Annotated in this window: 18 protein-coding genes; 14 read left to right on the forward strand and 4 right to left on the reverse strand. The window is 74.2% G+C overall.

Annotation, left to right across the window (positions count from 1 at the left end):
- The first annotated feature begins 62 nt into the window (after nucleotides 1-62).
- The 3 genes from OP86_RS14605 to OP86_RS14615 all read left to right on the forward strand — a co-directional run bounded on the left by OP86_RS14605 (nucleotide 63) and on the right by OP86_RS14615 (nucleotide 8,178).
- Nucleotides 63-3,443: an ATP-dependent helicase gene (locus OP86_RS14605; RefSeq protein ID WP_234435012.1), complete on the forward strand. Its 3,381-nt coding sequence runs from the start codon at nucleotides 63-65 to the stop codon at nucleotides 3,441-3,443.
- 71 nt (nucleotides 3,444-3,514) lie between these two features.
- Nucleotides 3,515-6,799: an ATP-dependent helicase gene (locus OP86_RS14610; protein ID WP_030258750.1), complete on the forward strand. Its 3,285-nt coding sequence runs from the start codon at nucleotides 3,515-3,517 to the stop codon at nucleotides 6,797-6,799.
- Between the two features lie 194 nt (nucleotides 6,800-6,993).
- On the forward strand, nucleotides 6,994-8,178 hold the full coding sequence (locus OP86_RS14615) for a PP2C family protein-serine/threonine phosphatase (protein WP_051830092.1): 1,185 nt from the start codon (nucleotides 6,994-6,996) through the stop codon (nucleotides 8,176-8,178).
- A gap of 4 nt (nucleotides 8,179-8,182) precedes the next feature.
- Here OP86_RS14615 and OP86_RS14620 read toward each other — a convergent pair whose 3' ends face one another.
- Entirely contained in the window at nucleotides 8,183-9,154 is a 972-nt protein-coding gene (locus tag OP86_RS14620) for an endonuclease/exonuclease/phosphatase family protein (protein ID WP_063832377.1), read from the reverse strand.
- Between the two features lie 79 nt (nucleotides 9,155-9,233).
- On the opposite strand from OP86_RS14620, the gene OP86_RS14625 reads away from it, so the two are divergent.
- The 6 genes from OP86_RS14625 to OP86_RS14650 all read left to right on the forward strand — a co-directional run bounded on the left by OP86_RS14625 (nucleotide 9,234) and on the right by OP86_RS14650 (nucleotide 17,281).
- Nucleotides 9,234-9,878, forward strand: a complete 645-nt coding sequence (locus tag OP86_RS14625) for a PadR family transcriptional regulator (protein WP_030061498.1) — start codon at nucleotides 9,234-9,236, stop codon at nucleotides 9,876-9,878.
- 68 nt (nucleotides 9,879-9,946) lie between these two features.
- Complete coding sequence (locus OP86_RS14630) at nucleotides 9,947-10,711, forward strand: ABC transporter ATP-binding protein (RefSeq protein ID WP_030258762.1); 765 nt, start codon at nucleotides 9,947-9,949, stop codon at nucleotides 10,709-10,711.
- Nucleotides 10,708-13,575, forward strand: coding sequence for an FtsX-like permease family protein (locus OP86_RS14635; RefSeq protein ID WP_030258765.1), 2,868 nt, complete (start codon nucleotides 10,708-10,710; stop codon nucleotides 13,573-13,575). The genes OP86_RS14630 and OP86_RS14635 overlap by 4 nt, the downstream gene beginning before the upstream one ends.
- 179 nt (nucleotides 13,576-13,754) lie before the next feature.
- Nucleotides 13,755-15,158, forward strand: a complete 1,404-nt coding sequence (locus tag OP86_RS14640) for a dipeptidase (protein WP_030258768.1) — start codon at nucleotides 13,755-13,757, stop codon at nucleotides 15,156-15,158.
- 108 nt (nucleotides 15,159-15,266) lie between these two features.
- Nucleotides 15,267-16,217 (forward strand): NAD(+) diphosphatase, encoded by a 951-nt coding sequence (gene nudC, locus OP86_RS14645; RefSeq protein WP_030058315.1) that lies wholly within the window; start codon nucleotides 15,267-15,269, stop codon nucleotides 16,215-16,217.
- 224 nt (nucleotides 16,218-16,441) lie between these two features.
- On the forward strand, nucleotides 16,442-17,281 hold the full coding sequence (locus OP86_RS14650) for a GntR family transcriptional regulator (RefSeq protein ID WP_030058314.1): 840 nt from the start codon (nucleotides 16,442-16,444) through the stop codon (nucleotides 17,279-17,281).
- A gap of 29 nt (nucleotides 17,282-17,310) precedes the next feature.
- On the opposite strand, the gene OP86_RS14655 is transcribed toward OP86_RS14650, so the two are convergent.
- Nucleotides 17,311-17,568: a mycoredoxin gene (locus tag OP86_RS14655; protein WP_030058313.1), complete on the reverse strand. Its 258-nt coding sequence runs from the start codon at nucleotides 17,566-17,568 to the stop codon at nucleotides 17,311-17,313.
- Nucleotides 17,569-17,732: 164 nt separating this feature from the next.
- On the opposite strand from OP86_RS14655, the gene OP86_RS14660 reads away from it, so the two are divergent.
- The 4 genes from OP86_RS14660 to OP86_RS39025 all read left to right on the forward strand — a co-directional run bounded on the left by OP86_RS14660 (nucleotide 17,733) and on the right by OP86_RS39025 (nucleotide 21,651).
- Nucleotides 17,733-20,000, forward strand: a complete 2,268-nt coding sequence (locus tag OP86_RS14660) for an ATP-dependent DNA helicase UvrD2 (RefSeq protein WP_078589044.1) — start codon at nucleotides 17,733-17,735, stop codon at nucleotides 19,998-20,000.
- Between the two features lie 260 nt (nucleotides 20,001-20,260).
- Nucleotides 20,261-20,719 carry a hypothetical protein gene (locus OP86_RS14665; RefSeq protein WP_033331928.1) on the forward strand — a complete coding sequence of 153 codons (459 nt, stop codon included), beginning with the start codon at nucleotides 20,261-20,263 and terminating at the stop codon, nucleotides 20,717-20,719.
- Between the two features lie 168 nt (nucleotides 20,720-20,887).
- Complete coding sequence (locus OP86_RS14670) at nucleotides 20,888-21,256, forward strand: WhiB family transcriptional regulator (RefSeq protein ID WP_418952628.1); 369 nt, start codon at nucleotides 20,888-20,890, stop codon at nucleotides 21,254-21,256.
- On the forward strand, nucleotides 21,253-21,651 hold the full coding sequence (locus tag OP86_RS39025; protein ID WP_324604098.1) for a hypothetical protein: 399 nt from the start codon (nucleotides 21,253-21,255) through the stop codon (nucleotides 21,649-21,651). Before OP86_RS14670 ends, OP86_RS39025 begins: the two co-directional genes overlap by 4 nt.
- A 90-nt stretch (nucleotides 21,652-21,741) precedes the next feature.
- Here the strand turns inward: OP86_RS39025 and OP86_RS14680 are convergent, their stop codons facing one another.
- Together OP86_RS14680 and OP86_RS14685 are read right to left on the reverse strand one after the other, a co-directional pair.
- A complete protein-coding gene (locus OP86_RS14680; protein WP_030058309.1) occupies nucleotides 21,742-23,175 on the reverse strand; it encodes an ABC1 kinase family protein in 1,434 nt (477 codons plus the stop codon).
- A 165-nt stretch (nucleotides 23,176-23,340) separates the two neighbouring features.
- Nucleotides 23,341-24,060, reverse strand: coding sequence for a TetR/AcrR family transcriptional regulator (locus OP86_RS14685; RefSeq protein ID WP_030058308.1), 720 nt, complete (start codon nucleotides 24,058-24,060; stop codon nucleotides 23,341-23,343).
- 251 nt (nucleotides 24,061-24,311) lie between these two features.
- Here OP86_RS14685 and OP86_RS14690 point away from each other — a divergent pair, with 251 nt between their 5' ends.
- Nucleotides 24,312-25,847 (forward strand): MFS transporter, encoded by a 1,536-nt coding sequence (locus tag OP86_RS14690; RefSeq protein WP_030058307.1) that lies wholly within the window; start codon nucleotides 24,312-24,314, stop codon nucleotides 25,845-25,847.
- Nucleotides 25,848-26,121 lie beyond the last annotated feature (274 nt).

Below are 26,121 nucleotides of genomic sequence, written 5' to 3' on the forward strand. Positions count from 1 at the left end.
CGGGCCCCGACGGGCCCGCCCCGCCATGCCCCCCGTTCCACCGCTCGACCCCAGGACCATCCGTGAGTTCCCCGTACCGGCTCGTGCGCAACCCGCTCGTCCAGCCCGACCCACCCGTGCTGGACGCCTATCAGCGCGCCGTGGTCGAGCACACCGGCGGCCCGCTGCTGGTGCTCGCGGGGCCCGGCACCGGCAAGACCACGACGCTCGTCGAGGCCGTCGCCCGGCGGATCGAGGACGGCACCGACCCCGAGCGGATCCTCGTCCTCACCTTCAGCCGCAAGGCCGCGACGGAACTGCGCGACCGGATGTCCGGCCGGCTCGGCAGCACCGCCGCCGCCCCGCAGGCCACCACCTTCCACTCCTTCTGCTACGCCCTGCTGCGCGCCCACCAGGACCCGCAGGACTACGCCGAGCCGCTGCGGCTGCTCTCCGGCCCCGAGCAGGACGTCATGGTCCGCGAACTGCTCGCCGGCGGCGCCGAGGACGCCCGCCTCGGCAGCTCCCGGATCCCCTGGCCGCTGGACCTGCGGGCCTGCCTGACCACCCGCGGCTTCGCCGACGAGGTCCGCGCCGTCCTCGCCCGCAGCCGCGAGCTCGGCCTCGGCGAGGCCGAACTGGAACGCTTCGCCCAGGGCGTCCAGCGCCCCGACTGGGCCGCCGCCGCGCACTTCCTCGCCGACTACCTCGACGTGCTCGACCTGCGCGGCGTCCTCGACTACGCCGAACTCGTCCACCGCGCCGTCCTGCTCGCCGAACGCCCCGACGTCGAGGACGAACTGCGCCGGCGCTACGACGTCGTCTTCGTCGACGAGTACCAGGACACCGACCCCTCCCAGGTCCGGCTGCTGCGCCGGCTCGCCGGCGGCGGACGCGACCTCGTCGCGGTCGGTGACCCCGACCAGTCGATCTACGCCTTCCGCGGCGCCGACATCAACGGCATCCTCGACTTCCCGCAGACCTTCCGCCGGGCCGACGGCAGCCCCGCCGAGGTCAAGGTGCTGCGCGTCTCCCGCCGCTCCGGCGCCCTGCTGCTCGCCGCCTCCCGCGAGATCGCCCGGCGGATGCCCATGGGCCGCCTGCCCGCCGACAAGCTCGCCCAGCACCGCGCCCTGCTGCCCTCCCGCGAAGGCGGCCGGGTCGAGGTGTACACCTACCCGACACCCGGCGCCGAACTCGACTCGATCGCCGACCTGCTGCGCCGCGCCCACCTGGAGGACGGCGTGCCCTGGGGCGAGATGGCCGTGCTCGTCCGGGCCGGCGCCCGCTCCATCCCCGGTGTCCGGCGGGCGCTCGGCGCGGCCGGCGTCCCGCTGGAGATCGACGGCGACGACCTGCCGCTGCGCGAGGAGCCGGCCGTCGCCCAGCTGCTGCTCGCCCTGCGGGTCTGCGCCGAACAGGCCGCCCGGCAGAGCGCCCGCGACCGGCAGGGCGACCTCGGCGACGAGGACGCCGACACCCCCGACACCCCCGACCCGCTCACCACCGAGCTGGCGCACGCCCTGCTCACCGGCCCGCTCGGCGGCCTCGACGGCTCCGACCTGCGCCGCCTGGGCCGCGCCCTGCGCGAGGAGGAACGCGCCGCCCTGCGCGCCGAAGGTCGCCCGGCCACCGCCCCGCGCCCGGCCGGCGAGCTGATCCGCGAGGCCCTCGCCGAACCCGAACGCCTCGTCGCCCTCGACCCGGCGCACGCCCGCCGCGCCCGCGACCTCGGCACCCTGCTGCGCAAGGTCCGCGAGATGCTGGCCGGCGGCTGCACCGCCGAGGAGGCGCTGTGGGAGCTGTGGGACGGCAGCCGCCGCTGGCGCGAACGCCTGGAGCGGGCCGCCCTGCGCGGCGGCGCCGCCGGCCGCAACGCCGACCGCGACCTGGACGCGCTGTGCGCCCTGTTCGAGACCGCCGCCCGCGCCGAGGAACAGGTCACCGGCCACCGCAGCGCCCTCGACCTGCTCGCCGAACTCGAAGCCCAGGACATCGCCGCCGACACCCTCACCGTCCGGGCCGTACGCCCCGAAGCCGTCCGGCTGATGACCGCCCACCGCTCCAAGGGCCTGGAATGGCGCCTGGTCGTCGTCGCCGGCGTCCAGGACGGCCTCTGGCCCGACCTGCGCCGCCGCGGCTCCCTGCTGGAGGCCGACCGGATCGGCCGCGACGGCCTCGCCGAACCGCTCACCCCGGCCGCCCTGCTCGGCGAGGAACGCCGCCTCTTCTACGTCGCCGCGACCCGCGCGAAGGAGCGGCTGGTCGTCACCGCCGTCAAGGCCCCCGCCGACGACGGCGACGAGCCCTCCCGCTTCCTGCGCGAGCTCTACCGCGAGGACGTCGACCCTCCCCCAGCCTCCGGCCGGGGGTACCCCCAGAACGGCAACAAGCTGCGCCGCACCCCGCCGGTCACCGTCGAGGACGTCACCCACCGCCCGCGCCGCCCGCTGTCCGTCGCCGCGCTGGTCGCCGAGCTGCGGGCCGTCACCGTCGACCCCGCCCGCTCGCCCGAACTGCGCCGCGCCGCCGCCGAACGGCTCGCCACCCTCGCCGCCGCCACCGACGACGAAGGGCTGCCGCTGGTGCCCGCCGCCCACCCCGCCCGCTGGTGGGGCCTGGACGACCCGACCGCCGCCCCCGAACCGCTGCGCGACGCCGACCTGCCGGTGCGGCTGTCCGGCAGCGGCCTGGAGCAGCTGGAGAGCTGCTCGCTGCAGTGGTTCCTGGACAAGGAGGTCAAGGCGCGCGGCGCGGGCTCGGCCGCCCAGGGCTTCGGCAACGTGGTGCACGCCCTCGCCGACGAGGTCGGCTCCGGCCGCAGCCCCGCCGACCTCGCCGTCCTCATGGAGCGCCTGGACACCGTCTGGGACGGGCTCGCCTTCGACGCGCCCTGGAAGTCCCGGCAGGAGAAGACCGAGGCCCGCGCCGCCCTGGAGCGCTTCCTCAACTGGCACGTCATGGAACGCGGCCGGGACGTCGTCGCCACCGAGCACGGCTTCGACGTCACCCTCGACGTCGGCGGCGTCTCGGTGCGCATCCGCGGCTCGATGGACCGGGTCGAGAAGGACGCCGCCGGGCGCGCCTACGTGGTCGACTTCAAGACCGGCAAGCAGATACCCACCGACAAGTCGCTGCCCGAGCACAAGCAGCTCGCCGTCTACCAGCTCGCCGTCCGGGCCGGCGCCCTCAACCAGCTGCCCGGCTTCGCCGAGCACCCCCCGGACACCGGCGGCGCCGAACTCGTCCACCTGCGCGAGCCCTCCGCCAAGGCCGCCCAGGACACCCCCAAGGTCCAGCGGCAGGAGCCGCCGGAGGGCGAGCCGTGGATCGAGAACCTGCTCGCCGAGGCGGCCGGGAAGGTCCTCGCCGAGCGCTTCGTCCCGCAGACCGGCGGCGGCTGCGACCGCTGCACCTTCCGCCGCAGCTGCTCCGCCCAGCGGGACGGGGAGCAGCTGCTGTGACCCGCCCGCTCGCCGCCGGGGCGGAGCCGGCTGAATGAGGGCTTGTCCGTCGCTCCGGTTACGGTTGCGGGGTGACCGCCGTGCTCAGCCATCCCGACCAGCTCAAGGAGCTGCTGGGGATCCCGTTCAACCGGGAGCAGATGGCGGCCATCGGCGCCCCCCTGGAGCCGGCCGTGATCGTGGCCGGCGCCGGCTCCGGCAAGACCACGGTGATGGCCGCCCGGGTGGTCTGGCTGGTCGGCTCCGGCGCCGTACGGCCCGAGGAGGTGCTCGGCCTCACCTTCACCAACAAGGCCGCCGGCGAGCTCGCCGAACGCGTCCGCACCGCCCTGCTTCGTGCCGGCGTCGCCGACCGGGACGGCGCCGAGCCGCTCGGCGATCCGGAGATCTCCACCTACCACGCCTTCGCCGGCCGCCTCCTCAAGGAACACGGCCTGCGGATCGGCATCGAACCGGACGTACGGCTGCTCGCCGACGCCACCCGCTTCCAGCTCGCCGCCAAGGTGCTGCGCACCGCCCGCGGCCCGTTCCCCGCGCTCACCGGCACCTTCGCCAACCTGGTCGCCGACCTCACCGCCCTGGACGGCGAACTCGCCGAGCACCTCGTCGAGCCGCAGGCCCTGCGCGACTTCGACGAGCGGCTGCTGGACACCCTCGCCACTGTCAAGCTGACCAACGACGACCTGCGCGCCGTCCCGGCCACCGCCCGCGCCCGGCAGGAGCTGCTGAGCCTGGTCGAGGACTACCGGCGCCGCAAGCAGTCCGCCGGGCTGATGGACTTCGGCGACCAGATAGCCGCCGCCGCCCGCCTCGCCCAGCAGCGCCCCGAGGTCGGCGAACTGCTGCGCGGCCAGTTCCGGGTCGTGCTGCTGGACGAGTACCAGGACACCTCGGTCGCCCAGCGCCTGATGCTCGCCGGCCTGTTCGGCGCCGGCCCGGACGGTGCGGGCGGCGGCCACCCGGTGACCGCCGTCGGCGACCCCTGCCAGGCGATCTACGGCTGGCGCGGGGCCTCCGTCGCCAACCTCGACGAGTTCCCCCGGCACTTCCCCAAGGCCGACGGCCGCCCCGCCGACCGCTACGCGCTCAGCGAGAACCGCCGCAGCGGCGGGCGCCTGCTCGCCTTCGCCAACACCCTCGCCGCGCCGCTGCGCGCGATGCACGAGGGCGTCGAGGCGCTGCGCCCGGCCCCCGGCGCCGAACAGGACGGCTTCGTGCGGACGGCCCTGCTGCCCACCCACGCCGAGGAGATCGACTGGCTCGCCGACTCGATCGCCCACCTGGTGCGCACCGGCACCGCGCCCGGCCGGATCGCCGTGCTGTGCCGCGGCGGCGCCGCCTTCCCCGACATCCACGCGGCGCTGGTCGCCCGCGAGGTGCCGGTCGAGGTGGTGGGCCTCGGCGGGCTGCTGCAACTGCCCGAGGTGGCCGACCTGGTGGCGGTCTGCGAGGTGCTGCAGGACCCGACCGCCAACGCCGCGCTGGTGCGCCTGCTGATCGGCCCGCGCTGGCGGATCGGCCCGCGCGACCTCGCGCTGCTCGGCCGGCGGGCCGCCGAGCTCGTCCGCACCGACCGGCCCGAGGGCGTCGAAGCACTGGCCGCGGCCGTCGCCGAGGCCGACCCGACCGAGGTGGTGTCGCTGGCCGACGCGGTGGAGAGCTTCCTCGACAGCGCCCAGCCGGACGAGCTGCCGTTCTCCGCCGAGGCCCGGGTGCGCTTCGCCCGCCTCGCCCAGGAGCTGCGCGAGCTGCGCCGCTCGCTCGCCGACCCGCTGATGGACGTGCTGCACCGGGTGCTGGCCGTCACCGGCCTGGAGGTCGAACTCGCCGCCTCCCCGCAGGCGCTGGCCGCCCGCCGGCGGGAGACCCTGCACGCCTTCCTGGACGTCGCCGCCTCCTTCGCCGACCTCGACGGGGACCCGGGCCTCGCCGCCTTCCTCGGCTTCCTGCGCGCCGCCCAGGAGTACGAGCGCGGCCTGGACAGCAGCCTGCCCGGCGGCGAGGACACCGTGAAGGTCCTCACCGCCCACAAGTCGAAGGGCCTGGAGTGGGACGTGGTGGCCGTCCCCGGCCTGGTGCGGGGCGCGTTCCCCTCCGCCACCCCGCGCGAGCGCTGGACCAGCGCCAAGCGCGTGCTCCCGCACGCCCTGCGCGGTGACGCGGCCACCCTGCCCGACGTGCGCGGCGGGTGGAACAGCAAGTCGATGACCGCCTTCAAGAAGGAGCTGGCCGAGCACTCCGGCACCGAGGAACTGCGCCTGGGGTACGTCGCGTTCACCCGCCCGCGCTCGCTGCTGCTGGCCTCCGGGCACTGGTGGGGGCCGAGCCAGAAGACCGTCCGCGGGCCGTCCGCCTTCCTGGAGGGGCTGCGCGAGCACTGCGAGCAGCCCGGCGCCGGCGAGGTCGAGCACTGGGCCGAGCAGCCCGAGAAGGGCGCCGAGAACCCGGCGCTGGCCTCCCCCGTCGAGCACCCCTGGCCGCTGCCGCTGGACCCGGCCGCGCAGCACGCCCGCCGCCGGGTCGCCGAGGTGGTGAACGCGAGGATCGCGGGAGCTGATGTTCGCCCGTTCGCCTCCGGGCCGGCGGGCCCTTCGGCTCAGGGCGGGCCAGGGCCCGAGGCGATGCCCCCCGAGCCGATGCCCCCCGAGTCGATGGCCCCCGAGGACCAGCGGCAGGTCGCCTCCTGGGACCGCGATCTGACCGCGCTGCTGGGCGAGTTGGAGCGCTCCCGGCGCACCGCGCGGGAGGTGCCGCTGCCCGCCGCGCTGTCCGCCACCCAGCTGCTGCGGCTGGCCGCCGACCCGGACGGCTTCGCGCACGACCTGGCCCGGCCGATGCCGCGGCCCCCGCAGCCCGCCGCCCGGCGCGGCACCCGCTTCCACGCCTGGGTGCAGTCCCGGATCGAGCCGCTGCTGCTGGTCGAGCCCGGTGCGCTGCCCGGCGCCGACGACGACGGCATCGAGGACGAGCAGGACCTGGAGCGGCTCAAGGAGGCGTTCCTGCGCACCCCGTACGCGCAGCGCAAGCCCTACCGGGTCGAGGCGCCGTTCCAGCTGGTGCTGGCGGGGCGGGTGGTGCGCGGGCGGATCGACGCGGTCTACCGGGACGGTGACCCGTTGTCGGGATCCGGTGGTGCGTCACGCTACGAAGTGGTGGACTGGAAGACCCACCGCGAGGAGACCGCGGACCCGCTGCAGCTCGCGGTCTACCGACTGGCCTGGGCCGAGCAGATGGGCGTCGACCCCGAGCTGGTCACGGCTTCGTTCCTGTACGTCCGCAGCGGGCGGATCGACCGTCCGGCAGGACTTCCCGACCGAAAAGAGTTGGAACGGCTCCTGATCGGGAACAGTGATTAATGAGTCACGCAGAGCATCCAAGTCATCACGCCGGCGCCCGAAACCTGTGCGTCGAGCACGTTTCGCGCCTATTGTGGGGTCGGTAACCGGTCAACCCCCGTGCTCCGGCCGCCAGCGAGGCCCACCTTTCCTGACCCTCAGTCATCACCGCAGGTGCCCCCGGGCATCGGCGTCTTCTGCTGGAGAGACCGAAGTTGAGCGCGACCGGATGGATCAGAGAGCGGTTCACCGGGCCGACCCCGGGACCCGCTCCGGGCGCGACCGGCACCTGGCCGAGGACGGCGCTCGCGCTGCCCTTCATCGGCATGGTGCTGATCGTCGCCCTCGACTACCTCAGCGGCACCGAGGTGACGGTCGAACCCGCCCTCACCGCCGTACCCGCGCTGGCCGCCGTGGTCAGCCGCCGCACCTGGTACCCGTTCGTCATCGGCCTGTGCACCGAGGCGGCGGCCTTCCTGATGGCCTTCCGCAGCGACACGCTCGGCGAGTCCGTGCACGCCGCCAGCGTCATCGCGATCCTGCTGGTCGCCACGATCGGCTGGGTCAGCGCCACCCTGAGACTGCGCCAGGAACGGGCCCTGGCCGACGCCCAGCTGGTCGCCTCGATCGCCCGCCGGGTGCTGCTGCGGCCCGTCCCGGAGCGGGTCGGCACCGTCCGGGCCGCCGTCCACTACGAGGCCGCCGCCGCGCACGCCCGGATCGGCGGCGACCTCTACGAGCTGGTCAACACCCGGCACGGCGTGCGGGCCGTGGTCGGGGACGTGCGCGGCAAGGGCCTCGGCGCGGTCGAGACGGCCGCCGCCGTGCTCGGCGCCTTCCGCGAGGCCGCCCACCAGGAGCCCGCACTGGACCGGGTGGCCGGCTGGCTGGCCGTCAGCCTGGACCGCGCCCTGCACGAGAACGACCACCCCGGCGTGGAGGAGGAGTTCGTCACCCTGGTGCTGATCGGCGTCCGGCCCGACGGCTCCGCCGAGATCGTCAACTGCGGCCACCCCGCACCGCTGCTGCTGCGCGGCGGCGAGGTCCGCCCGCTCGAACTCGCCGAGACCGTACCGCCGCTGGGCGTCCTCGACCCGGCCGACGTCCGCCCGCCGGTCCACCGGGAGCCGCTGCTCGGCGGCGACCGGGTCCTGCTCTTCACCGACGGCGTGATCGAGGCCCGCGACCGCTCGGGCGCCTTCTACCCGCTCGCCGAACGGCTCCCGCGCTGCGCCGACGGCCGCCCCGCCGACGTCCTGCAGCGCCTGCACGAGGACGTGGTGCGCCACGTCGGACGCCAACTCGGCGACGACGCGGCGATGCTGCTCCTGCAGTACGACCCGCCACCCGCCCCCGGCCTCCAACTCCCGCAGCAGGCCGGTGTCCTGACCCGCCAGTAGCCCCCTACAGCGAGACCTCGACCAGCAGCGGCCGGTGGTCCGAGACGGCCGTGCGCGGGGCCGCCGCCGGGCCGACCGCCGTCCGCGGCACGCCGATCGCCAGCACGTGGTCGAACTGCACCGCCGGCTTGTGCGAGGGGTACGTCGGCGTGCGCGCCAGGTCGTACCAGCCCTGCAGCCGGGGCCGGGGCTCGCGCACCCGCCGCCGGCGCGGCTCGGCCGCCTGCGGCCGCGCCCGCCGGGCCGCCCGCAGTTCCCGCACCCGTACCCGCGGCGCGGTGCGCTCCAGCGCCGTCGCCCCGCCGAGCACCGTGCGCGGCACCGCGCCGACCAGGTTGAAGTCGCCCAGCACCAGGTAGGGCTGCGGCAGGTCGGCGATCCACCGCCGGATGCCCGCCAGCTGCGCCATGTTCCAGCCCGGCACGAAGGACAGGTGCGCCGCGACGACGGTGAACGGCCCGCGCTCGCCCTCCAGCACCGCCGCCAGTGCGGCCCGCGGCTCGTCCGGCACCGGGGTCAGTCCGCGCCGCCCGGCCACCCGCAGCGGCAGCCCGAACGGCGCCGGGGCGAACCGCCGGGCCCGCCAGTGCCGGACCGGAAGCCTGGTCAGCAGTGCCGTCCCGTACGAGGGCGGGGCGTCGTCGTCCACCTCGCCGGGCCCGTACACCCGCAGGCCGTTCGGCCCGCCCGGCTCCGGCAGCCAGCCGGCCACCGGGGCCGGGCGCCCGTGCAGGGCGGCGGCGAAGCGCCAGTCCTTGGCGCCCATCGCCGCGGCCGCCACCGCCGCCTGGTCGGTGCCGCCGGAGCGGGCCTGGCCCCGGTCGACCTCCTGGAGCGCCAGCACGTCCGCGTCCAGCGCGGCCACCGCCTGGGCCAGCGGCGCGCGGGGGTCGGACGGGTAGGGCCCTGGCGCGCCGTCCGGGGCGAGCGGCTGGCCGTGCAGGAGGTTGAAGGTGGCGATGCGCAACTGGCTCACACCGCACGACGGTACCCGGTCGCCGGGGGAGGACTGCACGGCTTGAGGCGCCGGGGCATACCGGGTATACATACTCGGTATGTCCATCCGTCACGGTCTGCTCGCCCTGCTCGACCAGGGCCCGCGCTACGGCTACCAGCTGCGCACCGAGTTCGAGGCGCGCACCGGCGCCACCTGGCCCCTCAACGTCGGGCAGGTCTACACCACGCTGTCCCGGCTGGAGCGCGACGGCCTGGTCGAGCCCGCGGGGGAGGACGAGGACGGCCACCAGTTCTACGCCGTCACCGACGCCGGCCGCACCGAACTGCGGGCCTGGTTCGACACCCCGGTGCCCCGGACCAGCCCGCCGCGCGACGAACTGGCCATCAAGCTCGCCATGGCCGTCACCGTCCCCGGAGTGGACGTCTCCGCCGTCGTCCAGGGCCAGCGCCGACACAGCATCAAGGCGCTGCAGGACTACACCCGGCTCAAGGGCCGCGCCCTGGCGGGGGAGTCGAGACCCGGCGTGGTCCCCTCCGCGAGCAACGACCTCGCCTGGCTGCTCGTCCTCGACCAGCTGATCTTCCAGACCGAAGCCGAGATCCGCTGGCTCGACCACTGCGAGACCCGGCTCGCCCAGCAGGCCGAGACCCTCCAAGCCGAAGCCCTACAGGCCCGAACCGCCGAGACCGCCCGCGACGCACGCACCGCGCCCGCCAAGCGCGGCCGCCGCCTGCGCGCCTGAGCGCCCCGGCACCGAACCACCGGCTCGGACCCCGACCCCGAGCCCACACCCAGTACAAGGGGGGAATCGTGTCCCACACCCAAGAAGGCCGGCAGACGCCGGTGCTGCACCTGGAGAACGTCACCCGGGTCCACGGCCACGGCGCCGCCGAGGTCCAGGCCCTGCGCGGTGTCGACCTCAAGGTCCACCCCGGCGAGTTCGTCGCCGTCATGGGCCCCTCCGGCTCCGGCAAGTCGACCCTGCTCACCCTGGCCGGCGGCCTCGACACCCCGAGCGGCGGCCAGGTCCTGATCGAGGGCGTCTCCCTCGGCGAGCTCAACCGCAAGAAGCTCGCCCAGGTCCGCCGCCGCTCCGTCGGCTACGTCTTCCAGGACTACAACCTGATCCCGGCGCTCACCGCGGCCGAGAACATCTCGCTGCCCCGCGAGCTCGACGGCCTGTCCGCCCGAGCCGCCCGCCGCGAGGCGCTCGCCGCGCTGGAGGAGCTCGGCATCCCCGAGCTCGCCGACCGCTTCCCCGACGACATGTCCGGCGGCCAGCAGCAGCGCGTCGCCATTGCCCGCGCCCTGATCGGCGACCGCCGCCTCGTCCTCGCCGACGAACCCACCGGCGCCCTCGACTCCACCACCGGCGAGGCCGTCCTCGCCGTCCTGCGCGCCCGCTGCGACGCCGGCGCCGCCGCCATGATGGTCACCCACGAGGCCCGGCACGCCGCCTGGGCCGACCGCGTGGTCTTCCTGCGCGACGGCCGCATGGTCGACGAGTCCGTCAGCCAGGACGCCGCCAGCCTGCTCGTCAGCGCCGCCACCAACAGCATGAAGGTGGACGAGTGAAGCTCAGCGCCTGGCGGGTCGCCCTGCGCATCGCCCGCCGCGACGCCCTGCGGGCCAAGGGCCGCAGCGCCCTCGTCATCGCCATGGTCGCCCTGCCCGTCCTCGGCGTCACCGGCGCCGACGTGTTCTACCGCAGCGCCGACCTCTCGCCCGCCGAACGCGCCGTACGCGTCATGGGCCAGTCCGCCGGCGAACTGGAGATGGTCGAGCGCGGCTCCTCCGTCGAGCAGGCTCCCGACCCGTCCGAGGGCTTCACCGTCAAGAACCCCAAGGACACCGCCAAGGACGGCGCCGCCCCCCAGTACACCCCCGCCCAACAGCGCTCCCTCGACACCGAACCCGCCGAACTGGCCCGCCAGTTGCTCCCGGCCGGGGCCACCCTCGTGCCCGAGCGCCAGGGCCCGTACACCGCGGCCAGCAGCGCCGAGGGCCTGCTCAGCACCCGCGTCAGCGAGTCCGACCTGAGCGACCCGGTCTGGAACGGACGGATCGACCTGGTCAAGGGCCGCGCCCCCACGGCCGACCACGAGGCCGCCGTCACCACGGAGTTCCTCAAGCGCTCCGGCCTCAAGATCGGCGACCGGACGGCCGTCCGCGGCCTGGAGGACACCCCCTTCACCATCACCGGCGTCTACGAGTTCCCCGGCGAACTGACCGCCACCGAACTCCTCGCCCGCCCCGGCACCCTGATCGACCGGCTCGCCAAGACCCCGGGCGCCACCCGCGGCCCCACCGCCGGCACCGGCACCCCCACCAGCTGGCTGGTCAAGCTCCCCGCCGGGGCCGGCCTCGACTGGCAGAAGGTCACCGAACTCAACCAGTACGGCTTCAACCTGACCTCCCGCGCCGTCCTGATCGACCCGCCCGCCCGCGCCGACGTCCCCTACTTCGTCGCGCAGGACCAGCACGGCACCGGCAACACCACCTACTTCAACCGGACCTCCGTGGTCATCGCCGCGACCGTCGCCGGCATGGCCCTGCTGGAGATCGTCCTGCTCGCGGGCCCCGCCTTCGCCGTCGGGGCCAGGCGCTCCCGGCGGCAGCTCGGCCTGCTCGCCGCCGCCGGCGGTGAGCGCGCCAACATCCGCGCCGTCGTCCTCGGCGGGGGCATCGTCCTCGGCGTCACCGGCGCCGCGGTCGGCCTCGTCCTCGGCGTCGGCCTGGTCGCCCTGCTGCGCACCCAGGCCGAGGAGTACGCCGGCCAGCGCTTCGGCCACTTCGCCGTCCAGCCGCTCGACCTGCTCGGCGTCCTGCTGGTCGGCCTGGTCACCGGCCTGCTGGCCGCCGTCGTGCCCGCCGTCCAGGCCTCCCGCCAGGACGTCGTCTCCGCGCTCACCGGCCGCGACTCGCTCAAGCCGCCGAGCCGCAAACTCGCCGTACTCGGCCTGCTGATGCTCGCCGGCGGCGCCGCCCTCGCCCTGCTCGGCTCCACCAGCGGCTTCGGCAGCCGCAGCTTCGCCGTCCTCGGCGGCTCGGCCGTCGCCGAACTCGGCATGGTCGCCCTCACGCCCTACCTGGTCGGCCTCTTCGGCCGGATCGGCCGCTGGCTCTCGCTCGGCCCCCGGCTCGCCCTGCGCGACTCCGTGCGCCACCGCGGCCGCACCGCGCCCGCCGTCGCCGCCGTCATGGCCGCCGTCGCCGGCTCCGTCGCCGTCAACGTCTACATCGCCAGCTACGACGACCAGTACCGGCGCGAGTACGTCGCCTCCGGGCCGTCCGGATCCGTCATGCTCGGCAACGGCTGGCTGCGCAGCGCCGACGCCAACCTGCTGCCGCAGATGCGCGAGGCCGTCGAACGCAACATCCCCGACCTCGGCCCCCGCGCCGACGTCCAGCGCGTCACCTACAAGGGCGACTGCTCCGAGAACGGCTCCTGCGGCTACGTCAGCGTCGAGATGCCCAAGGAACTGCGCTGCCCCGTCCTCGACCAGGACCGGGAGCTCGGCCCCGGAGAGGCCGACCGCATCCTCGAAACCGACCCGCGCTGCCACGCCCGCCCCCGCGCCAACGCCTTCGGCTCCCTCACCGTCGGCGACGCCACCCTGCTGCGCAACCTCTACGGCGTCACCGGACAGGCCGCCGGCCAGGCCCTCGCCGACGGCAAGGCCGTGGTCTTCGACCCCCGGTACCTGAAGGACGGCAAGGTCATCGTCCAGAAGCACGAGCCGTACGACTACAGCGCGCGCGGCGGCGCCAACCGCAAGCCCGTACGCACCGAGGTCGCCGTGGACGCCGTCCTCGCCGACGCCGCGGTGCCCGCCGTGGGCCAGGCCGTCTTCAGCCCGGCCCTCGCCGCCCAGCTCGGCCTCACCACCGGCCCGGCCGGCTCGGTCTGGCTGCCCGCCGCCGTGCCCTCCGACAACGCCCAGCAGAAGGCCGTCGGCGCGCTGGCCAAGCTCAGCGACCGCGACATCCTCTCCGTCGAACGCGGCTACCAGTCCAAGGCCGGCCTGATCCGGCTCGGCCTGAACATCTTCGCCACCCTGGTCGCCCTGGGCGCGGCCGGCATCGCCACCGGACTGGCCGCCGCCGACTCGCAGCGCGACCTGACCACCCTCGCGGCGGTCGGCGCCGAACCGCGCATCCGGCGCTCGCTGTCCGGCTTCCAGTGCGGCGTGATCGCCGCCATGGGCGCCCTGCTCGGAGTGGTCAGCGGCATCGTGCCGGGCGTGGCACTGCGCAAGGTCGAGGGCGCGGCGAGCACCTTCCCCGGCATGAGCCCCGAGGAGATCGCCAACAAGGCGGCCGTGGTCTTCCCGTGGCCCACCATCGCCGCCACCGTGGTGCTGCTCCCGCTGCTCGCGGCCGGCCTCGCGGCGCTGCTCACCCGCTCGCGGATCACGCTGCTGCGCCGCTCCGGCTGAGGCCCGTCGGCCCGGCGTGCGACGCGAATTGTCAGACCCGCCCTGGCCCCGTCCGCCTGCTCCGTCACCCCCGTCCGCGACCGTGCCGCGACGGGGGTGACGGAGGTTACAGCCGTGGCGGGGCCCGGCAACCGGACGGCCGGGGCGGGCACCCGTACCGGCGAACTACAGTCGTCCGTATGACGAGAACCCCGGACAGCGCCGTCCGCTCCTACATCGACCGCCACCAGGCCGCCTTCCTCGCCGACCTCTCCGAGTGGCTGGCCATCCCCTCGGTCTCCGCGGACCCGGCCCGGGCCGGCGAGGTGCGGCGCTCCGCCGAGTGGCTGGCGGCCAAGCTGCGCGACACCGGCTTCCCGGTGGCCGAGGTGTGGGAGACGGACGGCCTGCCGGCGGTGTTCGCCGAGTGGCCCTCCGGGGACGCGTCCGCGCCGACCGTCCTGGTCTACGGGCACCACGACGTGCAGCCCGCCGCCAAGGAGGACGGCTGGGAGACCGAGCCGTTCACCCCGACCGTGGTCGGCGGCCGGCTGTACGCGCGCGGCGCCGCCGACGACAAGGGCCAGGTGTTCTTCCACACCCTGGGCGTGCGCGCCCACCTGGCCGCCACCGGCCGCACCGCCCCGGCGGTCAACCTCAAGCTGCTGATCGAGGGCGAGGAGGAGTCCGGCTCGCCGAACTTCGCCGGCCTGGTCCGCCGCGAGGCCGAGCGGCTGGCCGCCGACGTCGTGGTCATCTCGGACACCGGCATGTGGTCCGCCGAGACGCCGACCGTCTGCACCGGCATGCGCGGCCTCGCCGACGCCCAGATCGACCTGTACGGGCCGGACACCGACATCCACTCCGGCTCCTTCGGCGGCGCCGTCCCCAACCCGGCCCAGGTCGCGGCCGAGCTGGCCGCCGCCCTGCACGACGCGGACCGCAAGGTGGCCGTCCCGGGCTTCTACGACGGCGTGGTCGAGCTGACCGACCGCGAGCGCGAGCTGTTCGCCGAGCTGCCCTTCGACGAGGCGCAGTGGCTACGGGTCGCCAAGTCGTACGGCACCCGCGGCGAGGCCGGGTACACCACCCTGGAGCGGATCTGGGCCCGTCCGACGGCCGAGGTGAACGGCATCTGGGGCGGCTACACCGGCCCGGGCGGGAAGACCATCGTGCCGACCTCGGCGCACCTCAAGCTGTCCTTCCGGCTGGTCGCCGGGCAGGAGGTGGAGAAGGTCCGCGAGGCGGTGCGGGCCTGGGTGGCCGAGCAGGTGCCCGAGGGCATCCGCTACGAGCTGGTCTTCCCGGGCGCGACCCGGCCCTGCCTGACCCCGCTGGACCACCCGGCGCTGCAGTCCACCGTCCGCGCGATGGGGCGGGCCTTCGGGCAGAAGATCCTCTTCACCCGGGAGGGCGGCTCCGGCCCGGCCGCCGACCTGCAGGACGTGCTGGGCGCGCCGGTGCTGTTCCTCGGCATCTCGGTGCCCTCGGACGGCTGGCACTCGGTCAACGAGAAGGTCGAGCTGGACCTGCTGGCCAAGGGCGTGGAGACCGCCGCGTACCTGTGGGGCGACCTGGCCGAGAACTTCCGGCCGGGTGCGTGACCCGCTCCGTGCACACCATGGCGCACACGATGGCGCACACCGTGGCGCACACGATGGCGCACACCATGGCCAGTCAGATCACTCATCCGGATGATTCACCACGTGGGGATGGAACCTGTGAGCACCGTGCCTGAGACCGAGCGCCCGCTGTACCTGGCACTGGCCCGGGCCGGGGTGGACCGGGCGGCCGAGCACCGCTTCGACGAGCCCTGGCTGGCGGCGGCCTGGAGCCACCCGACCACCCGGGTGCTGCCGATCGCCGGCGGCGAGGCCTTCGTGGTCGACACCGCGCAGGGCACCGAACTCGTGCTGCTGCCCTCGTTCGAGGCGCCGCAGACCGGCGACCGGTACTTCCTGGGCACCGACGGGGACGGCGTCTCGTACTTCGCGCTGGCCGGCGAGAGCCTGCCCGGGCGCCTGGACGGCGACGCCCGCCCGGCCGGGCTGCGGGAGGTCGGCGCGATGCTGTCGGACCGGGACGCCGGACTGCTGGTGCACGCCGTCGCGCTGGAGCACTGGCACCGGCTGCACAGCTTCTGCTCGCGCTGCGGGCACCCGACCGAGAAGGCCGGCGCCGGCCACGTGCGGCGCTGCACCTCCTGCGCGGCCGAGCACTACCCGCGCACCGACCCGGCGGTGATCATGGTGATCACCGACGAGCAGGACCGCTGCCTGCTCGGCCGCCAGGCGCTGTGGCCGGAGGGCCGCTGGTCGACGCTGGCCGGCTTCGTCGAGCCGGGGGAGTCGATCGAGCAGGCGGTGGCCCGCGAGGTGCACGAGGAGGCGGGCGTCCAGGTCGGCGAGGTGCAGTACGTCGCCAGCCAGCCCTGGCCGTTCCCGTCCAGCCTGATGCTCGGCTTCACCGGCAGGGCGCTGCCCGGCGGCACCGAGATCACCGTGGACGGCGAGGAGCTGGCCGAGGCGCGCTGGTTCTCCCGCGAGGAGCTGCGGGCCGGGATGGAGGCGGGCGAGATCCTGCCGCCGTCCGGGATCTCGATCGCCCGGCACCTGGTCGAGCTCTGGTATGGCGAGCCGCTGCCCGCGGCGGCGCGCTGGTAATTCCGTATGCTGCTAATTCCACAAGAAGGGGGCGTGCGGCCAATGCCGTGCGCCCCCTTTTTTCCTTCCAATCCCTTTCCGAATTCCTCACCACCGGCTGTTCGTATCAGGACGGGCCAGTTCTGCTACCGGAAGGCATCTCCGGGCCCCCGTCGTCAACCCGCGCGGACGACATTGCCGGAAACGGCTGAAACCGTGTCACCGCGCTCGCTACATTCACTCGGGTGACAATCCCCCGGGGCACCGCCCAATCCCCCAAATACCAGCGCCTCGCCGCCGACCTCCGCCGTCGGATCGCCGAGGGCGAGTTCACCTCCGACGCCGCCCTGCCGGTCGAAAGCGAACTGGAGCGCCAGTACGGCGTCGCCCGCAACACCGTCCGCCTCGCCGTCGACGTCCTGGTCAACGAGGGCCGCCTGGTCCGCCTCCAGGGAAAGGGCACCTACCTGCGCGAACACCCCGTCCTGGACCACCGCGCCTACGGGCCGACATCGGCCCCCGTGTCGCGCGACTGCCTCGCCGCGCCCTCCGAGGTCTACCTCGGCGAGGCCGCCGAAGCCGGGCGCGAACTCGGCACCGACTTCGAGATGATGATCGTCCGGGCCCGGGTGGACATCGCCGAACGGCTCGGACTGCGCCCCGGCGAGGCCATCGTGGTCCGCCGCCAGCTGCGGTTGCTCGACCGCGAGCCGTACTCCATCGAGGAGAGCCACTACCGGGCCGGCCTCGCCGCCGGCACCCCGCTGATGGAACCCGACCCCGTCGAGGGCGGCGACGAGGCGGTGCTCGCCACCCTCGGGCGCACCGAGATCGGCGCCGTCGACCACCTCGTCGCCCGGATGCCCGGGCCCGAGGAGGCCCAGTGGTTCCAGGGCGGCCCCGGCGTGCCGCTCATGGTGCAGACCCGCGTCACCTACGACCGGCGCGGGCCCGTGCGGGTCATCGAGACCCGCTACTCGGCCGACCGCAGCCGGCTCGTCTACGGCGTCGGCGACCTCGGCGCGCGCACCTCCCTGCCCGCGCCCGCCGCACCCGTCGACCCCGCCAGGGCCGACGCGACGTGACGCGCGCCGGCCCTGGCGGCCCGGCCGGGTCAGGCCGCCAGGGCCTTCTTGACCTGCAGCAGGCTCGGGTTGGTCATCACGACCCGCTCGCCGCCGCCCGCCGGCGTCACCAGCACCGTCGGCACCGTCTGGTTGCCGTTGTTCACCGACTCGACGAAGGACGCCGACGCCGGGTCCTCCTCGATGTTGATCTCGGTGTAGCCGATGCCTTCGCGCTCCAGCTGGCTCTTGAGTCGGTTGCAGTACCCACACCAGGTCGTGCTGTACATCGTCACGGTGCCGGACATCGAGGGGACTCCTTCGGAAGAGGGGTGCGTACGGTCTCCGGACGGAACGTCCGCCGGGCGGCGGGCATTCCGGCACCCCTTCGACCGTCGTGCGGAGCGATCATCCTGCGATCACACCGGGCCTGTGGACAACCCCGCCCCCGTTGTCCCACCGGGCTGAGAAGATGGAACGCATGCAGGAAGACCTCTTGAGCGGCAGCCCCTACGACGGCCCCCACGGCTCCCCCTGGGCCGACCCCGGCGCCGCCACGGGCCCCGACGCCGTGCTCGCCGGGCTCGACCCCGAACAGCGCGCCGTCGCCACCGCCCTGCACGGCCCCGTCTGCGTCCTCGCCGGCGCCGGCACCGGCAAGACCCGGGCCATCACCCACCGCATCGCCTACGGCGTGCGCAGCGGCGTCTACCACCCCCAGCAGGTCCTCGCCGTCACCTTCACCGCCCGCGCCGCCGGCGAGATGCGCGGCCGCCTGCGCCAGCTCGGCGCCGACGGCGTCCAGGCCCGCACCTTCCACGCCGCCGCCCTGCGCCAGCTCCAGTACTTCTGGCCCCGCGCCGTCGGCGGCCCCGTCCCGCAGCTCCTCGAACGCAAGGTCCAGCTCGTCGCCGAGGCCGCCGGCCGCTGCGGACTGCGCGTCCAGCGCACCGAACTGCGCGACCTCACCGCCGAGATCGAATGGGCCAAGGTCACCCAGACCGCCCCCGAGGACTACCCCGCCGCCGTCGCCAAGTCCGGCCGCGAAGCCCCCCGCGACCCGGCCGAGACCGCCCAGGTCTACCGCGTCTACGAGGAGACCAAGACCCGCCGCGGAAACATCGACTTCGAGGACGTCCTGCTGCTCACCGCCGCCATCCTGGAGGACCGCCCGGACATCGCCGACCAGGTCCGCTCCCAGTACCGGCACTTCACCGTCGACGAGTACCAGGACGTCTCCCCGCTCCAGCAGCGCCTCCTCGACCAGTGGACCGGCCCCGAGGGCGGCGCCAGCCTGTGCGTCGTCGGCGACGCCAGCCAGACCATCTACTCCTTCACCGGCGCGACCCCCGACTACCTGCTGAACTTCCGCGGCCGCCACCCCGGGGCCACCGTCGTCAAGCTCGTCCGCGACTACCGCTCCACCCCTCAGGTCGTCCACCTCGCCAACGGACTGCTCGCCCAGGCCCGCGGCGAAGCCGCCCGCCACCGGCTCGAACTCGTCTCCCAGCGCGAAGCCGGCCCCGAGCCCGTCTACACCGAGTACGAGGACGAACCGACCGAGGCCGAGACCACCGCCCGCCGGATCAAGGACCTGCTCGCCGCCGGCGTCCGCGCCAGCGAGATCGCCGTCCTCTTCCGCACCAACGGCCAGTCCGAGGTCTACGAACAGGCCCTCGCCGACCTCGGCGTCCCCTACCAGCTCAAGGGCGCCGAACGGTTCTTCGAACGCCCCGAGGTCCGCGACGCCGGGGTCCTGCTGCGCGGCGCCGCCCGTGCCGCCTCCGACCCCCTCACCGACGGCGCCCCCGACCTCGCCGGCCAGGTCCGCGCCGTCCTCGCCACCCGCGGCTTCACCGCCGAGCCCCCCGCCGGCTCCGGCGCCGTCCGCGACCGCTGGGAGTCCCTCGCCGCCCTCGTCCGGCTCGCCGAGGAGTTCGAGCGCACCCGCACCGCGGCCGGCCAGGGCACCGACCTCGCCGCCTACGTCGCCGAACTCGACGCCCGCGCCGCCGCCCAGCACGCCCCCGCCGTCGAAGGCGTCACCCTCGCCTCCCTGCACGCCGCCAAGGGCCTCGAATGGGACGCCGTCTTCCTCGTCGGCCTCACCGAGGGCACCCTGCCGATCATCTACGCCAAGACCGACGAGCAGGTGGAGGAGGAACGCCGCCTCCTCTACGTCGGCGTCACCCGCGCCCGCAAGCACCTGAGCCTCTCCTGGGCCCTCTCCCGCTCGCCGGGCGGCCGCGCGAGCCGCAAGCCCAGCCGCTTCCTCGACGGGCTGCGCCCCGGCTCCTCCGCACCCGGCGCACGGACCGGCGCGCGCGGCGGGCGGGGGGGCGTCGAGCCCGGCGAGCGCTCCGCCGCCCGCCGGATCCGCGGACCGGTCAAGTGCCGGGTCTGCGACAAGGCGCTCACCGAAGCCGTCGAACGCAAACTGCGCCGCTGCGAGAGCTGCCCCTCCACCATGGACGAGGCGCTCTACGAGCGGCTGCGCGAGTGGCGGGCCCGGCAGGCGAAGAAGCAGGGCGCCCCGGCCTACGTGGTGTTCACCGACGCGACGCTGATGGCGATCGCCGAGGACGTGCCGTCCAGCCGCCAGGAGCTGGCCTCGATCTCGGGGGTCGGCGCGATGAAGCTGGACAAGTACGGGGCCGCCGTGCTCTCGTTGTGTGCGGGGGAGGAGCCCGAGGAGGATCCGGACGGCGTCGAGGACGACGGTCCGGTCGATCCGGCGTGAGTCGGCGCGGGCGCGGTCCAGGGGACTGCTCGGGGGACTTCGAAGCCGGCTGTGGGACTCGCCGCGCGACTCGCCGCGAAAAATAGTTTGCGCGGCGTACCGGGAGCGCAATAGCCTGCCGGGGCGGTCAAGGGGACGCGGTCGCACGGGGTTACACCTGTGCCGATTCCCCCGGACCCACAGCTTTACCGAGACAGACATCCGAACATTCGGAGCCGGGGGAACCTGGCTCCGCGAGACGCCGAGAGGAGGCGAAGACAGTGGGAAACATCATGATCACCAAAATGACTGGCCAGACCGTTGTCGCTGCCTCCCTGCGTGCCGCCCGTCTGCGGGCGCTCGCCGAGCTCGGTGGAACCGGTCTGGGTCTCGACACCACCGGTGTCTCCGTCGCCCCCGTTGTCAGTGGTCCCGGACACACTGATCTGTGCCTCACGGGCGGCAGGAGCGTCGAAGGCACCGCTGTCGAGACCGGTCTGTCCCGTGACTGGGCGTCGGTCGGCACGTCGCGCTCCCCGCGTGATGAGCGACCGACCCAGGCACCGAAGGCGGCCGTAGCCGCCGCCACGCATGGCGGCTATGCGCAGGTCATCGGTGCCGGAAACGCCCAGAAGCAGAACGAGCAGCTGATCAACCAGGCCATGGCCGCCTTTACGGGCGCCGAGGCCATCCGGATGCAGGCCTTCCGCGGCCCTGAACCCTGGAGAGAACGAACCTGAGTCAGCCTCAGGTCGGCACCTCCAGGGCCGCGGAACCCGTCACACCGGGATCCGCGGCCCTTCTGTTTTGTCCGGTACGCAAGACCACCCAGGCCCCCCGGGGCCTCCGGCCCAGCACCACCAGTCACCTGGGCCGGAACCACTGAGAAGACGAGGAAGACGCCCACAGTGTCCACGGTCATCACACCGCCCACCCCGTCCGTACCGCCGACAAGCCAGATCACCAAGGCCGACCAGGCCGACCCCCCGGAGGTTCCTTCCATGCAGATCAGCTCGATCGAGCAGGCCGAAGCGCTCGGTCTCCCCATCCCCTGCCGCGCCTTCGACCCCGAGGTCTTCTTCGCCGAGACGCCCGCCGACGTCGAGTACGCGAAGTCCCTCTGCGGCACCTGCCCGGTGAAGGACTCCTGCCTCGCCGGCGCCCTGGAGCGGCGCGAGCCGTGGGGCGTCTGGGGCGGCGAGCTGTTCGTCCAGGGCGTCGTCGTGGCCCGCAAGCGGCCGCGTGGCCGTCCGCGCAAGACCGAGGTCATGGCGTGAACCCCGCCGACCAGGTCGGGTCCGTCCACAGGGGAGAGCAGCCCCCGCTGGACAGCGCCCTCCGCCGATCCGTGCGGATCGCCGCCGCCAAGGCCGACGCCGCAGCCCGCAGTCCATTCCCGAGCACGCACCACGAGCAGGACCACGACATGACCCCCGCCGCTTTCGATCCCACCGCCCGCGCCGAGCAGGCCACCGAACGTCAGACCCAGAACAGGATCCTCGAAATGCAACTCCTCCACGAATCCCTGGCCCGGGCCCATATGCAAGACAGGCTCCACGAGGCCGAGAACCAACGGCTCGTCAGCCGGGTCGTCCGGGCCCGCAAGCTCAAGCAGCGGGCCGAGCGGGCCTCGATGCGGGCCCGCAAGGCGCTCGCCGTGGCGCTGATGTAACGCCCGCCCCACCGCAGGACCCCCGTCGTGCCGCAGGCCGCTCCCCCTCGCCGGGGAGCGGCCTGCGGCCGTTCTACGCTCGGATCGCCGTCAGCCCTTGCGCGGCCGCTTCGCTGCGGCCGCCGAGGGCTTCGCGGCCTGCGCGGCCTTGGCGACCTTCGCGGCCTTCGCGGGCTCGGCAGGCTCGGCCGTCAGCCCGTCCGAGAACTCGGGCAGCCACTCCAGCATCTCGGCGCGGAACGGCGCCTTGGCGCCCAGCTGGCAGAGCACGCCGATGGTGCTCAGCGTCACCCGGTGGATCAGCAGGTACGCGGGCGGCAGGTTGAGCTGCTTGCCCAGGTTGTAGGCGGGGGAGCGCGGGTCGGCGATCCGGGCCGCCTGCGCGCGCATCCACGCCCGGGTGAAGTGGAAGACGTCCACCGCGGCCGGCTCGATGATCGGCAGCAGGTAGTCCAGCACCGCGTCCGGATCGAGCTGGATCGAGGGCTTCACGAAGCCCTCCTCGCGCAGCATCTTCAGCACGCCCGCCGCATCCCCGTCCAGCGCCATCCGCAACGAGGCCCCGATCGGCGCGGGCAGCCCGCCCGGAAGCCGGTCCACCGTGCCGAAGTCCAGCACGCCCAGCCGCCAGCCGGACACCGGGCCGTCGTCCGTCAGCAGCCGGAAGTTGCCCGGGTGCGGATCCGCGTGCAGCAGCCCCGTCCGGGACGGGCCGGCGAACAGGAACCGGGCCAGCAACTGCCCGGCACGGTCGCGCTCCTCCTGGGAGCCGCGCGCGATCACCTCGGCCAGCGGGGTGCCGTCCATCCACTCGGTGACCAGCACCTGGTCGGCCTGCGCCACCACGCCCGGCACCTCGATGTCCGGATCCCCCGCGAACTCCTCGGCGTGCCGGCGCTGCGCCTGCGCCTCCAGCTCGTAGTCCAGCTCCTCCGAGACACGCTCGCGCAGCTCGGCGATCAGCGGCTTGATGTCCAGCCCGGGGATCAGCGGCCCGAGCAACCAGGCCACCCGGCTCAGCTGCGAGAGGTCCGCGAGCAGGGCGTCGCCCGCGCCCGGGTACTGCACCTTGACCGCGACCCGGCGCCCGTCGTGCCAGACCGCCCGGTGCACCTGGCCGATCGAGGCCGCCGCCGCGGGCAGGTCGTCGAACTCCAGGAACAGCTCGCGCCAGCCCGCCCCGAGCCGCTGGGCGAGAGCGGTGTGCACCTTGGCCGCGGGCATCGGGGGTGCGGCGTCCTGCAGCTTGGTCAGCGCCGCCCGGTACGGCCCGGCGACCTCCTCGGGCAGCGCGGCCTCGAAGACGGACAGCACCTGCCCGAACTTCATCGCCCCGCCCTTGAGCTCGCCGAGCACCTTGAACAGCTGGTCGGCGGTGGCCTGTTGCAGCTCCGCGGTGACCACCTCGGCGGACCGGCCGCCGATCCGCCTGCCCAGACCGAGCGTGGCGCGACCGGCTATCCCCAGCGGCAGGGCGGCGAGCCGTGCCGTGCGGGTCACTGCCTTGCGCGGAAGATCGCTCACCCGGGCCTCCAATCCCTGGCCCCCCGACACCGGACGGCCGACCATCACTACGCCATTGTGCCCGCTCCCCGCCCCGGGCCCGCCGGAATTCTGCGAGGTGGGGCGGGGAGTACCGTCCCTTTGCGGGGAGTTGGGCGGCTTGCGCCCTGATCCGGTGGGCCGCGGTCAGCGGGACACGCGCAGGGCGAGGCCGTCCAGGATGACCTCCAGGCCGTAGGCGAACTTGGCGTCGCGCTCGGAGGCCGGGTCGGCGTTCCCGGCGGCCGCGTAGGCGTCGACGAGGTGGTCGAGCCCGGCGACGGCCTGCTGAGCGGCGGGCATCAGCCGGGCGATGAACTCGGCCTCGCTCTCGCCGGAGCGGGCGACGGTGTTGAGCCAGGCCGCCTCCGCCGTGCTCATCCCGACGACGTAGGACAGCACCGTGTCGATCGCCCGGGTCGGCTCGGGGAAGCCGGCCGCGGCGAACAGGGCGGTCAGACGCTCGCCGTAGGACATCAGGTTGGGGCCGAGGTAGGCGAGGCCGGCCTGACCGAGGACGGACGACAGCCAGGAGTGGCGCAGGGCCGTCGCCCGGAAGGCCTGGGCGGCCTGCGTGACGGCGGAGCGCCAGTCGGGGCTGTCGGCGGGCGGGAGGGTGATCTCGCCGAAGACCTCGTCCACCGCGAGCTCCATCAGCTCGTCCTTGGTCGCCACGTGCCGGTAGAGGGAGGTGGCGCCCGCGTTCAGCCGGGTGCCGAGCTTGCGCATGCTCAGGGCCTCGACGCCGTCGGCGTCCAGCATGACGATCGCCTCGCGGACGATCGCGGCCCGGTTGAGCGAGGGCTGGTCGGGCTCGCGCTGCCGACGGGCCCACACGGACGGGATCGGGTTCTGTCGGGTGGCCATGGCGGCTCCTTTCCCCTGCTGCCTGCTGTTCCTGCTGCGCTGTCGCCGGGTTTCTCGCCGCATCTGCCGCTGCGCTGCGCCTGCCGCTGCATCCGCCGCCGCATCCGCCATCGCCCCGTCGCGTACACCGTGCGCATTCAGCGTACAGCAGTCGCTGTTGCGCACACCGTTCCTCTGTGCGTACAGTGTTCGCATCGAAGGAACGGGGTGCGCAACCGGGGAACGGTGTGCGCAGGATGGAGGGGTGGCCGATGGAAGCCGTCAATCGGATCGAGGGTCGCAATCCGCACCGCTGGTGGATCCTGATCGTGCTCTGCCTGAGCTCGCTCGTGCTGGTGGTCGACAGCATGGCCCTGACGGTCGCGGTGCCCTCGATGACCGCGGACCTCGGCGCCACCGCCCAGGACACCCAGTGGATCCTCGACTCCTACGTCCTGGTCTTCGCCGGCCTGCTGCTGACCTCCGGCAGCCTCGGTGACCGCTTCGGCCGCCGGAAGATCATGATCATCGGCCTGCTGCTGTTCGGGGCGGCCTCCCTCGCGGCGACCTTCTGCACCAACCCCGGCGAGGTGATCGCGGCACGCATCGCGATGGGCGTCGGCGGCGCGCTGATCATGCCCTCGACCCTGTCGATCCTCATCACCGTCTTCGACGAGCAGGAACGCGGCAAGGCGACGGCGGCCTGGGGCTCGGTGGCGATGCTGGGGCTGGTCGGCAGCCCGGTGCTCGGCGGCGTCCTGATCGACCACTTCTCGTGGCACTCGATCTTCTTCATCAACGTCCCGGTCGTCGCGCTGGCGATCCTGGCCGGTCTGCTGCTGATGCCGGAGTCCAAGGGCCCGTGGCAGAAGCCCGACCCGCTCGGCGCGGTGCTGTCCGCCGTCGGCATGACCGCCCTGGTCTGGTGGATCATCGAGATCCCGCAGCACGGCGCGTTCGGTGCCCGTTCGCTGGTCACCCTGGTCGTCGCGGTGGTCTCGCTCGTCGGCTTCGTGGTGTGGGAGAACCTCAGCTCCGCGCCGATGGTGCCGCTGGTGCTCTTCAGGAACCGCAACTTCAGCGGGGGCTCGCTGTCGCTGACCCTGGTGCAGATCGGCAACGGCGGCCTGCTGCTGGTGCTCACCCAGTACCTCCAGTTCGTGCTCGGGTACTCGCCGGTCAAGGCGGGCCTCGCGTTCCTGCCGCTGGCCCTCGCCGCGCTGATCGGCAACGCCGCCGGGGCCAAGCTCGCGGCGAAGGCCGGCCACCGCGCCCTGATCCTCGCCGGGATGCTCGTCATGGCCGCCTCGTTCGCGCTGCTGACCACCGTCTCGGCCGACACCGGCTTCGCCGTCCCGGCGATCGCGCTCGGACTGCTCGGCCTCGGCGCGGGCCTGGCCATGCCGGCCGCGGTGGGCGCCCTGATGGGCACCATTCCGCCGGAGCAGGCGGGCGTCGGCTCGGCGCTGAACGACACCATCCAGCAGGCGGGCACCGCGCTCGGCATCGCGATCCTCGGCTCGCTGCTGTCGAGCGGCTTCGCGAGCGAGATGCCGGCCGGGATGCCGGAGCAGGCGAAGAGCTCCATCGCCGGGGCACTGGCGGTCGCCGGCGGGGACACCGGGCTCGTCCGGACCGCCCGGGAGGCGTTCACCTCGGCGATGTCGACGACCTTCACGGTCAGCGCGATCGGTGTCCTGGCGGCGGCGCTGCTGGCGATGCTGCTGATGCGGGACCGGACGGCCGGGACGGCCGCCGCTGCGCAGCCCGCCGAGGGCGCAGCCGAGGAGGCCGGGCTCGCGGCCTGAAGCCGGGGCCCGGCTCTCCGAGCCTGGTTCGACCGGACGAGCACACCGAGAAGGCCGGTGCCCCAGGGGCACCGGCCTTCGGCGTTCGGGGCGCTGCGCAGGAAGTCGGACGGGCCGACTTCCTGGGCGGCTTTCCGGGGTGCTGTGCTCGCGGTGGGGAGGCCGGTGGGGGGCTTTTTGGCTCGGCCCTCCGCCTCGGCGGAGGGCCGGGCCGCGGTGTGATCGGATTCGCTGTTCCTTCCCTTGGGGCCCCCTCCCCCCCCGCCCCCCAACC

The organism is Streptomyces novaecaesareae (genome assembly GCF_000716875.1).
GTDB classification, from domain to species: domain Bacteria; phylum Actinomycetota; class Actinomycetes; order Streptomycetales; family Streptomycetaceae; genus Kitasatospora; species Kitasatospora novaecaesareae.

Coding starts and splice junctions, on each gene's coding strand:
- OP86_RS14625 (WP_030061498.1), top strand. CDS start 9,234: ATGTCCATCCGTCACGGTCTGCTCGCCCTGCTCGACCAGGGCCCGCGC.
- OP86_RS14640 (WP_030258768.1), top strand. CDS start 13,755: ATGACGAGAACCCCGGACAGCGCCGTCCGCTCCTACATCGACCGCCAC.
- nudC (WP_030058315.1), top strand. CDS start 15,267: ATGGAACCTGTGAGCACCGTGCCTGAGACCGAGCGCCCGCTGTACCTG.
- OP86_RS14655 (WP_030058313.1), bottom strand. CDS start 17,568: ATGTCCGGCACCGTGACGATGTACAGCACGACCTGGTGTGGGTACTGC.
- OP86_RS14660 (WP_078589044.1), top strand. CDS start 17,733: ATGGAACGCATGCAGGAAGACCTCTTGAGCGGCAGCCCCTACGACGGC.
- OP86_RS14685 (WP_030058308.1), bottom strand. CDS start 24,060: ATGGCCACCCGACAGAACCCGATCCCGTCCGTGTGGGCCCGTCGGCAG.
- OP86_RS14690 (WP_030058307.1), top strand. CDS start 24,312: ATGGAAGCCGTCAATCGGATCGAGGGTCGCAATCCGCACCGCTGGTGG.